The sequence below is a fragment of the Burkholderia sp. Ac-20384 genome (genome assembly GCF_017104605.1).
Lineage (GTDB): Bacteria > Pseudomonadota > Gammaproteobacteria > Burkholderiales > Burkholderiaceae > Burkholderia > Burkholderia lata.
Genome location: NZ_JAAGPE010000301.1, coordinates 1 through 10,903, shown reverse-complemented (window position 1 = coordinate 10,903; position 10,903 = coordinate 1). Strand labels below are relative to the sequence as shown.

General features: G+C 67.5%; 11 protein-coding genes and 1 pseudogene. 6 read left to right on the top strand and 6 right to left on the bottom strand.

Annotation, left to right across the window (positions count from 1 at the left end):
- Positions 1–499: flagellar hook-length control protein FliK (locus tag G3O00_RS34720; RefSeq protein WP_206145680.1), on the top strand; the 499-nt coding region annotated here is incomplete at its 5' end.
- 27 nt (positions 500–526) lie between these two features.
- Here the strand turns inward: G3O00_RS34720 and G3O00_RS34715 are convergent.
- Both G3O00_RS34715 and G3O00_RS34710 read right to left on the bottom strand, forming a co-directional pair.
- Complete coding sequence (locus G3O00_RS34715) at positions 527–2,167, bottom strand: GMC family oxidoreductase N-terminal domain-containing protein (RefSeq protein WP_206145679.1); 1,641 nt, start codon at positions 2,165–2,167, stop codon at positions 527–529.
- 295 nt (positions 2,168–2,462) lie between these two features.
- The gene (locus G3O00_RS34710) at positions 2,463–2,693 is read right to left on the bottom strand and encodes a hypothetical protein (protein WP_206145678.1); all 231 of its coding nucleotides are present in this window, start codon (positions 2,691–2,693) and stop codon (positions 2,463–2,465) included.
- Positions 2,694–2,897: 204 nt separating this feature from the next.
- On the opposite strand from G3O00_RS34710, the gene G3O00_RS34705 reads away from it, so the two are divergent.
- Complete coding sequence (locus G3O00_RS34705; RefSeq protein WP_206145677.1) at positions 2,898–4,340, top strand: coniferyl aldehyde dehydrogenase; 1,443 nt, start codon at positions 2,898–2,900, stop codon at positions 4,338–4,340.
- 79 nt (positions 4,341–4,419) lie between these two features.
- Here the strand turns inward: G3O00_RS34705 and G3O00_RS34700 are convergent, their stop codons facing one another.
- Both G3O00_RS34700 and G3O00_RS34695 read right to left on the bottom strand, forming a co-directional pair.
- Positions 4,420–5,451, bottom strand: coding sequence for a serine/threonine protein kinase (locus G3O00_RS34700; protein WP_011353522.1), 1,032 nt, complete (start codon positions 5,449–5,451; stop codon positions 4,420–4,422).
- A gap of 49 nt (positions 5,452–5,500) precedes the next feature.
- A complete protein-coding gene (locus G3O00_RS34695; protein ID WP_011353523.1) occupies positions 5,501–5,713 on the bottom strand; it encodes a hypothetical protein in 213 nt (70 codons plus the stop codon).
- Positions 5,714–6,510: 797 nt separating this feature from the next.
- On the opposite strand from G3O00_RS34695, the gene G3O00_RS34690 reads away from it, so the two are divergent.
- Together G3O00_RS34690 and G3O00_RS34685 are read left to right on the top strand one after the other, a co-directional pair.
- On the top strand, positions 6,511–7,392 hold the full coding sequence (locus tag G3O00_RS34690) for a DMT family transporter (protein WP_206145676.1): 882 nt from the start codon (positions 6,511–6,513) through the stop codon (positions 7,390–7,392).
- Between the two features lie 302 nt (positions 7,393–7,694).
- The gene (locus tag G3O00_RS34685) at positions 7,695–7,880 is read left to right on the top strand and encodes a hypothetical protein (RefSeq protein WP_011353526.1); all 186 of its coding nucleotides are present in this window, start codon (positions 7,695–7,697) and stop codon (positions 7,878–7,880) included.
- A gap of 110 nt (positions 7,881–7,990) precedes the next feature.
- On the opposite strand, the gene mgrA is transcribed toward G3O00_RS34685, so the two are convergent.
- The gene (mgrA, locus tag G3O00_RS34680) at positions 7,991–9,034 is read right to left on the bottom strand and encodes an L-glyceraldehyde 3-phosphate reductase (RefSeq protein WP_206145675.1); all 1,044 of its coding nucleotides are present in this window, start codon (positions 9,032–9,034) and stop codon (positions 7,991–7,993) included.
- Between the two features lie 193 nt (positions 9,035–9,227).
- On the opposite strand from mgrA, the gene G3O00_RS34675 reads away from it, so the two are divergent.
- The gene (locus tag G3O00_RS34675; RefSeq protein ID WP_174933828.1) at positions 9,228–9,434 is read left to right on the top strand and encodes a DUF3185 family protein; all 207 of its coding nucleotides are present in this window, start codon (positions 9,228–9,230) and stop codon (positions 9,432–9,434) included.
- 149 nt (positions 9,435–9,583) lie between these two features.
- On the opposite strand, the gene G3O00_RS34670 is transcribed toward G3O00_RS34675, so the two are convergent.
- Positions 9,584–10,357, bottom strand: coding sequence for a phytanoyl-CoA dioxygenase family protein (locus G3O00_RS34670; protein WP_206145674.1), 774 nt, complete (start codon positions 10,355–10,357; stop codon positions 9,584–9,586).
- Positions 10,358–10,711: 354 nt separating this feature from the next.
- Here G3O00_RS34670 and G3O00_RS43610 point away from each other — a divergent pair.
- Positions 10,712–10,903 (top strand): annotated as a pseudogene (locus G3O00_RS43610) (hypothetical protein); the annotation flags it as partial.

Here is a 10,903-nt window from a genome sequence, read left to right as displayed (position 1 = left end):
CCTGCAGCTGTCGCCGGCCGCGGGGGCGATCGCCGCCGCGAACGCGCACGTGCTTGCGCCGCACATCAGCACCCCGGACTGGACGGACGCGCTGAGCCAGAAGGTCGTGTTCCTGTCGAATGCGCACCAGCAGAGCGCCGAACTGTCGCTCAATCCGGCCGATCTCGGGCCGCTGCAGGTCGTGCTGCGCGTCGCGGACAACAACGCTCATGCGCTGTTCGTGTCGCAGCACGCACAGGTGCGCGAAGCGGTCGAAGCCGCGCTGCCGAAGCTGCGCGAGGCAATGGAAGCGGGCGGGCTCGGGCTCGGCAGCGCGACCGTCAGCGACGGCGGCTTCGCCTCGCAGCAACAGAACCCGCAACAATCCTTCGCCGGCGGCCAGTCGTCGCGACGCGGGAGCGGCGGATCGTCAGCCGTCGATGCACCGGTCGGCGCTGCGCAATCCGCACCGGCCGCCGCGAGCGTGAGCCGCGCCGGCCTCGTCGATACGTTTGCCTGAGCATGGCCGCCGCCGTGCGCGCGCCGCTCAGCGGCCGTGCACCGCAGCGGCTGCCTCGCCGCGCGGCACCGCGCCCTTGCGCGTGGCGACGATGAAGTCCGCCGCGCGTTCGCCGATCATCACCGAGGGCGCATTCGTGTTCCCGCCGACCAGCGTCGGCATCACCGACGCATCCACCACGCGCAACCCTTCGACGCCGCGCACGCGCAGTTGCGGATCGACGACCGCGCGCGCATCCGAACCCATCCGGCAGGTGCCGACCGGGTGGTAGATCGTGTCGGCGTGCTCGACGATCGTCTTGCGCAGCTCCGCTTCGCCCTGGTCGGCCCGCGTGTACAGCTCGCGCCCGCCCTGCGACGCGAGCGGCGCCTGCGACAGGATCTTGCGCATCGCCTGCGTGCCGCGCACGAGCAGGTCGAGATCCCGCGAATCGCTGAAGAAGCGCGGATCGATCAACGGTGCGTCGCGCGCATCGCCGCTCGCGAGCGCCACCGTGCCGCGGCTGAACGGCCGCAGCGCGCACACGTGCAGCGAATAGCCGAAGCCCCAGTGCATCTTGCGGTTGTGGTCGTCCACGAGCGCCGTGCAGAAATGCAGTTGCAGGTCGGGACGCTCGAGCGACGGATCGCTCTTGATGAAGCCGCCGGCCTCCGCGACGTTGCTCGTCATCATCCCGGTGCGGCTCGAGAAATAGCGCGCGAGCGCGGGCGTCATTTTCGCGATCCCGCGCAGGCACACGCCGACCAGTTCCGATGAATTCACGCGCGTATTGATGATGAAATCGATATGGTCGATCAGGTTCGTGCCGACGTCCGGCGCATCCTGTACGACCGCGATCCCGTGCCGGCGCAGTTGCTCCGCCGGCCCGATCCCCGAACACATCAGCAGTTGCGGCGAATTGAACGCACCGGCCGACAGGATCACTTCCGCGCGCGCGTCGAGCGTCTCGACGCGCCCGTTGCGGGCGACCGCGACGCCGGCCGCGCGCTTGCCGTCGAACGTGACGCGCAGCACCGTCGCATCGGTGATCACGTGCAGGTTCGGCCGGTTGCGGCCGTAGATGTACGCGCGGGCGACGCTGCAGCGCGAGCCGTCGCGGTGCGTCACCTGATAGAAACCGACGCCTTCCTGCGTCGCGCCGTTGAAGTCGTCGTTCAGCGGATAGCCGGCCGCATGCGCGGCCTGGATGAATCGTTCGGAGAACGGATTGCGAAAGCGCAGATCCGACACCGTCAGCGGGCCATCGGCACCGTGCCACGCATCGGCGCCGCGTGCGTTGCCTTCCGCCCGGCGGAAATACGGCAGCACGTCCTGCCAGCCCCAGCCGGTCGCGCCGAGCTGCGCCCATTCGTCGTAGTCGCCCGGGTGGCCGCGCGTGTAGATCATCGCGTTGATCGCGCTCGAGCCGCCCATCCCGCGCCCGCGCGGCTGATAGCCGCGCCGCCCGCCGAGGCCGGGCTGCGGCACCGTCTCGTAGCCGTAGTTCGTGCCGAGCTTGAACGGCACCAGCGCCGCGATGCCGACCGGCATGTTGACGAGCAGGTTGCGCTCCGTATGCGAACCGGCTTCGATCAGCGCGATCGTCGCATCGGGGCAGGCATCGGCGAGACGGCCTGCCAGGCTCGACCCGCCCGAACCGCCGCCGACGATGATGTAGTCGTATTGCATGTCACGTCTCCGTCGTGTCATGGAAGGCGCCCGGCACCGCCGCCGCGCGACCGCGTCCCCTCTTGTAATTCGGGCATTGTAGGAATGGCCGTCGCGCGCGCGGCGCGCGGATTCAAGAGCGATTCCTCTAAACGCCCGCGTGAACTAAATTTAAGATGTATCGATTCGCTGTGCGCGACGCGCCGGCCACCAGAAGCCGATCCGTCGCGAAACGGGAGTGACGACGATGCAGCGCCAGGTTCTGCAGGCCGCGTGCCGACCGGGTTGTCCGGATGCGATGCGCGCAGCCCGCATTTCATTTCAAACGGCTGCCCGCGCGGGGATGCTCGGCGTCATGCGCGCAATCGATCGAAATCGAACGGCACGTGTCGTCGCCGACCGTTTGGACGGTTTGTCGCCGCAGCGGCACGATGCGCTGCGGCACGATCCGGCATACACGTCGCGCCGCGCCGCTTCGGTTCACCGGCAGGCGCGCGCGGCGCAGCGACGCGTGCCGGTCGGCAGCCACATCGCGCCGCACGCGCATGCGCCAGCAAGCGGCTTCCGGATGCGCACACCGTCGCGTGGATGCGACGCCCGCTGCACGCTTCAACCGTTTTTCGAGCACACGTCGCATCCGGCCCCGCGCCGCGCGACACGCACCACCCCGATCCGCGTCGCCGCGCTCGCCGAGCGTGCGCGTGCGGCGTGACGGCCGGCCGACCAGCCAGGCCCAACTGGAGGAGACGACATGAAGAACGACCTGCCCGAACTGGCCCCGCAAGCCCTGCCGTCGGTGGATGCGCTGACGGCGCTGCTGCGCGATCAGCGCGCGGCCTACCTGCGCGCGCCGTATCCGGCATGGGAAACGCGCGTGCAACACCTGCGTGCGCTGCGCACGATGCTGATCGACCATGCGGATGCGCTCGCCGAAGCGATCAGTGCCGATTTCGGTCATCGCGCGAAGCAGGAAGTGCTGCTGTCGGAAATCTGGATGGCGAAGGAAGAGATCGACGACGCGCTCAAGCACGGCAAGCGCTGGATGAGACCGATCCGCAAACCGATGAACAAGTGGCTGCGCCCGGCGCGCGCAAAGGTGATTCCGCAGCCGCTCGGCGTGGTCGGCATCGTCGTGCCGTGGAACTATCCGGTGCTGCTCGCGGCCGGCCCGCTGATCTGCGCGCTCGCGGCCGGCAACCGCGCGATCATCAAGATGTCCGAACTGACGCCGCGCACGTCGGCGCTGTTCGAGCAGCTCATTGCCAAGACCTTCACGCGCGACCACGTCGCGGTCGTGAACGGCGATGCGGAAGTGGGTGCCGCGTTCAGCGGGCTGCCGTTCGATCACCTGCTGTTCACCGGCTCGACGCATGTCGGCCGCCACGTGATGCGTGCGGCCGCCGACAACCTCACGCCCGTCACGCTCGAACTCGGCGGCAAGTCGCCGGCGATCGTCGGCCCGAACGCACGCTTCGATGCGGCCGTCGACGCGATCGTCGCGGGCAAGACACTGAACGCCGGCCAGACCTGCATCGCACCCGACTACGTGCTGCTGCCGCGCGGGATGGAAGCCGCGTTCATCGAGCGCGCGCGCGCACGCTTCGCGAAGATGTATCCCGACCTGTCGGCCAACGGCGACTACACGACGATCGTGTCGCCGCGCCACTACGCGCGGCTGCAGCAGCTCGCGAGCGATGCGCAGTCGGCCGGCGCGCAGCTGCATCCGCTGTCCGACGCGCAATCCGATCCTGCATCGCGCCGCTTCGTGCCGTGCGCGGTCACGCAGGTGCCGGCTGCATCACAACTGATGCAGGAGGAAATCTTCGGGCCGCTGCTGCCGCTCGTGCCGTACGAACGGCTCGACGAAGCGATCGCATACGTGAATGCACGCCCGCGTCCGCTTGCGCTCTACCTGTTCGACGAGGACGGCGGCACGATCGACCGCGTGATGCGCGAAACGATCTCGGGCGGCGTGTCGATCAACGAAACGCTGATGCACATCGCGTGCGGCAGTTTGCCGTTCGGCGGGGTCGGTGCGAGCGGCATGGGTGCGTATCACGGCTACGATGGCTTCGTGACGTTCTCGAAGATGAAGCCGGTGCTCACGCAGCCGCGCCTGAACGCACGCAACCTGCTCGCGCCGCCGTACGGCAAGCGCTTCGCCGCGCTGATCAAGCTGATGCTGAAGTTCTGAGCCAAACGGGAAACGGGCCGCGCGCATCGCGCCGCGGCCCGCACCGGCATGCCGCGCGGCGAGGATGCCGCGCGCGCCGTCACACGGGCCAGAGCGGCCCTTCCTGCATCGCGCCGATCTGCTCGCGCAACTCGAGCACGCGCGCTTCCCAGTAACGATGCGTGTTGAACCACGGGAACGCGGCCGGAAACGCGGGATCGTCCCAGCGCCGCGCGAGCCATGCCGCGTAGTGGATCAGCCGCAGCGTGCGCAGCGCTTCGACGAGATGCAGCTCGCGCGGCTCGAATTCGCAGAAATCCTCGTAGCCGGCCAGCAGGTCCGCCAGCGCACGCGACGCGCCTTCGCGATCGCCCGGCAGCAGCAGCCACAGATCCTGGATCGCGGGCGCCATCCGGCTGTCGTCGAAGTCGACGAAATGCGGGCCGGCATCGGTCCACAGCACGTTGCTCGGATGACAATCGCCGTGCGTGCGCAGCAGGCGGATCTCGCCCGCCCGCTCGAACGCGGCCTCGACGCCTTCGAGCGCGAGCGTCACGGCCGTCTCGTACGCGGGCCGCACATCGTCCGGAATGAAATCGTGCGCGAGCAGGTAGTCGCGCGGCTCGTAGCCGAACGTCCTGATGTCGAGCACGGGGCGCGCGACATACGGCTGCGTCGCGCCGACCGCATGGATCCGGCCGATGAAGCGGCCGAGCCATTCGAGCGTGTCGCTGCGATCGAGGTCGGGCGCGCGGCCGCCGCGCCGCTCGAAGATCGAGAAGCGGAAGCCGTCGAACGCGTGCAGCGTGCGGCCGTCGAATGTGCGCGCGGGCACCGCCGGAATCTCGCGCGCGGCGAGTTCGGCGACGAACGCGTGCTCTTCGAGGATCGCTTCGTCCGACCAGCGCGCCGGACGGTAGAACTTCGCGACGACCGGCGGGCCGTCTTCGATGCCGACCTGATAGACGCGGTTTTCGTAGCTGTTGAGCGCGAGCAGGCGCCCGTCGGTGCGCAGGCCAGCCGGAATCAGCACGCTGTCGAGCGCGTCGAGCACGCACTCGGGCGTGAGTCCGGCGAACGGCGGGCCGGCGGGAGAAGCGGGAGCGGAAGTGACGTCTTTCATGCCCCGCATTGTGCCGCCAGCCGGGCCGAAAGACGAGCGCCCGGTGCGGTGGTTGCGCTTAGTGAAGCGCCGCGCCGGCCGGCAGCACGGATTCGCCGGTGTCGATCAGGTCCTCGAGAAAGAACGGCTCGGTGTTGAGTTCCTTGGACTCGCCCGGTACGCCCGCGTACCAGGTCACCATGGCCATGTCGCCCAGGACGCGCTGGACGATGCCGCGCGCGCCCTTCGGCACCGCGATATGGGTAGTGCAGACAATCGACCCGACATGCATGATGGTTCCCCACTCTTGAATCTTGAAACCCGGCCCGCTGGGGGCCGGCAAATGCACGATCCGCGCGCTCTCGACGGAGCGTTGCGCGTAATCCCATTGTTCACGGTTTATCGAAGCACGAAAAGAAGAAGAAGCAGGCGAAGTGCCGCGAATTCGTCGAATGTCTCCAATCAACCACTGCACCGGGGTAGACGCTTGCCCGCCCGGTTACCCCCATCATACCCTGTCGAATGTGACTGCCCGCCGAATCCCCGGCATCACCGCGGCACACGCGTGACGGACGCCCCGCGCGCAACGTGGGTCCGGTGCCGGGTCGCCACGCACATTCGCGCGACTGCGGTTGCCGAACCACGCTGCACCGTCATCACCTTCCCCCTGCGTCGAACGCGGCCCGCGCAGCGATGGTTGTGCACGCATCGCCTTCGCCCTTCGCCCTTCGTCATGCAATGCCGCCGGCAGGTGTTGCGTCCGATGCCGGCCTTGCGGTACCTTTGATGCTCATTCGCGTTCAAGCGCATTCCGACACGATGCATCCGTTCACGTCCGCCCTTGCCAAATCCCGGCCGCAGTTCGACTCGCGGCCGCAGGCGTGCGCGCATCCGTCGGTCCTTCCTCCTCCTGTCGCACCGCCGCTCGTCGGCGCCGCGCCGCCCCCTCCGGCGGCACGCGCCGGCTGACCAGCCGGCTTCCGTTTCGTCTTCCATTCGCCCGCAGGCCTGCATTCGTGTGTCGTGACGCACGGCGTGTTGCTGCGCGCGCGAATGGAACATTTCGATCCGTTCGACAGGTGGATTCACATGGTTTCGTTCAAACGCGCGCTCGGCGCGCATGGCGCGACGTCGCTCTTCGTGCTGCTGTGGAGCAGCGGCGCGATCTTCGCTGAACTCGGTCTGCGTCACGCATCCGCGTTCGTCTTTCTCACCGCACGTTTCGCACTGGCATCGCTCGTGCTGCTCGGGCTGGCCTTCCTGCGCAAACGCTGGTTGCCGCCGCGCGGCGAGCGGCGCATGGCCGCGCTGACCGGCTTGCTGATGATGGGCGGCTATTCGATCTTCTACCTGCTCGCGCTCGAACGCGGGATCGCACCGGGCGTGCTCGCGACGATCCTCGGCGTGCAGCCGATCCTCACGCTCGCGATCGTCGAACGGCGCTGGCAGCCCGTGCGCATCGCGGGGCTCGCGCTGTCGCTGGCCGGCCTCGCGCTCGTCGTGTTCCGCGGCACTGGGGACGGCGGCCTGTCGCTCGCGGGCATCGCGTGCGCGCTCACCGCGCTCGTCGCGCTGACCGCCGGCTCGCTGCAGCAAAAGCGCGTGCGTGCGGCGCCCGCCGACGTGCTGCCGCTGCAGAATGCGATCGGCCTCGCGCTGTGCGTGGCGATCGTGCCGTTCCGGCCGGTGTCGTTCGACATGAGCTGGGCATTCGTGATCCCGCTGCTGTGGCTCGGCATCGTGATTTCGGTGATCGCACAACTGCTGTTCTACCGGTTGATGCAGCGTGGCGACCTCGTCAACGTGACGAGCCTGTTCTATCTCGTGCCCGTCGTCACCACGCTGATGGATGCCGTGTGGCTCGGCAACCGGCCCGAGCCGCTCGCGCTCGCCGGCATGGGCGCGATCATCGCGGGGCTCGCACTCGTGTTCCGCGCACCGGCCGCCCGCGTGCAACCCGACCGCGCGTGAGCGGGCGTGCCGCCGCGCCCGCGGGTGCGGCGGCACGCATCGGACACATACGACGAATCCGCAAAAATCGAAAGGCACGGGAAAGATACGTGCAAGGCGTTCGTCGAACTTGCGGAAAAAATGCGCGATTCGCCGGGCTTTCCGCTGATTTTTAATGGTTCGGATAGCGAAAAGCGTCGTCGTTTGCCTATACTCGAATTGACCGCCCCGCTCGCAATCGGGTCGGACCAATACTAGAAACACCCGGCATGGGGCCGGAGCACGCGCGCAAGCGCCCACTCCGGTCGACCTTGGAGACACGCATGACGACCTACTTCACGATCGGCGACTTCATCCTGTTGATTCCGATGGCGCTGGCCGGAGCGCTATTTCTCGGCGCGGTGCCGTGCGCAACCGAATTCCGCCACAACCTGCTGCGCGTGCTGGGCGTCATCCTCGGCGTCGGCGTCGCGGTGTTGCTAGTCGAAGGCCTGCCTGCGCTGATCTAGCGGCGCACCACCCGTGCGTGGCGTGCATCGCTGCATTGCAGCGATGCGATGTGCTGCGCGCAGGCCATTGATACGGCACACGATGTTTCGCATGCCGTATCGACCGCCGGTCAGATCGCCTGATCGGTGGACGGCTTTTCCCACAGATTGATGCCACCTTCCGTCGCGTGACGATCGATCTCCGCGAGTTCTTCCGCCGAGAATTCGAGGTTCTTCAGCGCGCCGACGTTTTCACGCACCTGTTCCGCCCGGCTTGCGCCGATCAGCGCGGACGTCACGCGGCCGTTGCGCAACACCCATGCGAGCGCCATCTGCGCGAGGCTCTGCCCGCGCCGTTCGGCGATCGCGTTGAGCTTGCGCACATGCTCGAGGTTGTCCGCGCTCAGGTGATCCTGCTTCAGCGAGCCGCCGCCCGGCTTGTTCACGCGCGCGTCGGCCGGCACGCCGTTCAGGTACTTCGACGTGAGCAGCCCTTGCGCGAGCGGCGTGAACGCAATGCTGCCCGTGCCGATCTCGTCGAGCGTGCCGAGCAGTTCGGTTTCGACCCAGCGGTTCAGCAGGTTGTACGACGGCTGGTGGATCAGCAGCGGCACCTTGTACTGCGCGAGCAGCTCGGCCATCTCGCGCGTCTTCGCCGCCGAGTACGACGAGATGCCGATGTAGAGCGCCTTGCCCTGCTGCACGGCCGACGCGAGCGCGCCCGCCGTTTCCTCGAGCGGCGTGTGCGCGTCGAAGCGGTGCGAATAGAAGATGTCGACGTAGTCGAGCCCCATCCGCTGCAGGCTCTGGTCGAGGCTCGCGAGCACGTACTTGCGCGACCCGCCGCCGCTGCCGTACGGCCCCGGCCACATGTCCCAGCCGGCCTTCGTCGAGATCAGCAGCTCGTCGCGATACGGCCGGAAATCTTCCTTCAGCAGCCGGCCGAAGTTGGTTTCCGCGCTGCCGTACGGCGGCCCGTAGTTGTTCGCGAGATCGAAGTGGTTGATGCCGAGGTCGAACGCGGTGCGCAGGATGTCGCGCTGCGTCGAGATCGGCGTCGAGTCGCCGAAGTTGTGCCACAGACCGAGCGACAGCGCGGGCAGTTTGAGCCCGGATTTGCCGCAGGTGCGGTATTGCATGCCGGCATAACGTTCGGAAGCTGCTTCGTAGGCCATGAGTCGGTTCCGTCAGGACATCGGGAGAGGGGACGCGCGCCGGCCGCGCACGCGGCGCGGCGGCGGCGAAGGAGTCATACGACGACTATGGTAGCGAAAGCGGCCGGAACGCGCTCGGCGGCACGGCGATGGACGCGGCCGCGGTCGTCGCCTACACTGCGGCGTCTCGAATCACCGTTTCAGCGAGGTTGGTATGTCCCGGGTCATCTCGGTTGCGCTGCTCGTCGGCGGCGTCGTGCTGCTTTATTTCGGCGGCCAGTCGTTCCATTCGATCAATGACAACGTGTCGCGCTTCTTCACCGGCTCGCCCGCAACGAAGACGATCCTGCTGATCGTGGGCGGCGCCGTCGCATCGTTCATCGGCCTGATCGGCCTCGCGATGCCGGGCAGCAAGCGCTGAGCGCACAACCGCGCGATGCGCACATGGCCCGCGTCATACGTTCGGGCCACACCAAACGAAACGGGCGGCCAGGCCGCCCGTTGCTTCAAACGCCCGCGATGCGCCGCATCGCGTGATCGCGGCGGTGTCACCACCCGTCCGATCCGAACCTAGAACTGCACTTCCGGCCTCGACGCCGAGCGCGTGCCCGGCACCGGCCGGTTGCTCGCGCCGTGGTACGTGTACACGAGCGAAAACTTCACCTGGTCGGAACGATTTTGCCCGGCCGAATGCAGCGTGTTGCTGTGGAAGAACACGACGTCGCCCGTCTGCAGCGACGGGCACGTGGCCGCGTCGATCATCTTCTTGTTCGCCGGCAGGTCGCTGCGGAAAAACTTCGCATCGTCGAACGCTTCTGGCCCGAATTCGGCCCTATGCGACCCCGGTACGAGCCACAGTGCGCCGTTTTCGTTCGTTTCCGGCCCGAGCGCGAGCCACACCGACACCATGTCCGGGCGCTCGAACGACCAGTAGCGGAAATCGCGATGCCAGCCGGTCAGGCTGCCGTACGCGGGGTGCTTCGTCATCATGCAGTTGTGATGCGCGCGCGACAGCACCGGTTCTTCACCGAAATACGCGCGCATCCACGCCCCGATTTCAGGTGCGATCGCACGCTCGGCGAAGGCCGGATCACGCGAGTACGCATCGAGCAGCCGCCGCACCGTATGCCCGCCCGGCGCATGCTTGGACTCGGGCGCACCCGGGTAGCGCAGGTCCGCCTCGAACTCGATCGGCTCGGCCGCCTCCCGCAACTGGCGCTCCGCGATCTGTCTGAGCGCCGCGCATTGTTCCTCGCCGACGAGGCCACGCGCGACGACAAAGCCGCGCTCGCGCAATTCCGCGACTTGCGCGCGGATCGATTCCGACTGCAATGGAGACGACATGGGATGCCAGACGCTTATTGTGTGAATGTGACACGATTGTAAATCGGCGCCGGATGCCGCGAACAGCACCATTGTCGTGCGCAGGGGCATGCCAATCGCGGATTTGATCCGGCTCAAGGGAACTGTTCGCCGCGGCGCTGGCCTCACCGACAGGCGGTATGCGGCACACGCCTTGTGGCACAAGGGTTTATCGCGACTTTTGCCCGTCATGAATCCCCTGTAGCCTGTTGCGGCCTGTCAATTCTGGCGGGCGCGGCGCGCAGCGAGTTTCGGTAAGATCCGTTGCGCCATCCGAGGCCGTTCATACCAGTGCGCTCTCAAGGGCGCCATCCATACAAGCGAAGCATCGTTCACATGCCATTCCGTCTGACTTCCCGTCTCAGCCGCGCTGCGAAGCGCGTTGTGCCGCCCGCTCCTGCCCGCTCGCTGCGCCATCACCGCGCACGCACGCAGGCGCTGGCCGAGCGTACGCCCGCACATAGCCGGCTGGACGGTATCCGTGCGTGGTTCCACGCACGGATACCGTCAAGCCGGCTATGTGCGGGA

Bases quoted from the DNA above. Each gene is read 5' to 3' on its own strand.
- G3O00_RS34710 (WP_206145678.1), bottom strand. From the start codon at position 2,693: ATGCGCGTGCGGCGCGATGTGGCTGCCGACCGGCACGCGTCGCTGCGC.
- G3O00_RS34700 (WP_011353522.1), bottom strand. From the start codon at position 5,451: ATGCGGGGCATGAAAGACGTCACTTCCGCTCCCGCTTCTCCCGCCGGC.
- G3O00_RS34690 (WP_206145676.1), top strand. From the start codon at position 6,511: ATGGTTTCGTTCAAACGCGCGCTCGGCGCGCATGGCGCGACGTCGCTC.
- G3O00_RS34695 (WP_011353523.1), bottom strand. From the start codon at position 5,713: ATGCATGTCGGGTCGATTGTCTGCACTACCCATATCGCGGTGCCGAAG.
- mgrA (WP_206145675.1), bottom strand. From the start codon at position 9,034: ATGGCCTACGAAGCAGCTTCCGAACGTTATGCCGGCATGCAATACCGC.
- G3O00_RS34715 (WP_206145679.1), bottom strand. From the start codon at position 2,167: ATGCAATACGACTACATCATCGTCGGCGGCGGTTCGGGCGGGTCGAGC.
- G3O00_RS34705 (WP_206145677.1), top strand. From the start codon at position 2,898: ATGAAGAACGACCTGCCCGAACTGGCCCCGCAAGCCCTGCCGTCGGTG.
- G3O00_RS34675 (WP_174933828.1), top strand. From the start codon at position 9,228: ATGTCCCGGGTCATCTCGGTTGCGCTGCTCGTCGGCGGCGTCGTGCTG.
- G3O00_RS34670 (WP_206145674.1), bottom strand. From the start codon at position 10,357: ATGTCGTCTCCATTGCAGTCGGAATCGATCCGCGCGCAAGTCGCGGAA.
- G3O00_RS34685 (WP_011353526.1), top strand. From the start codon at position 7,695: ATGACGACCTACTTCACGATCGGCGACTTCATCCTGTTGATTCCGATG.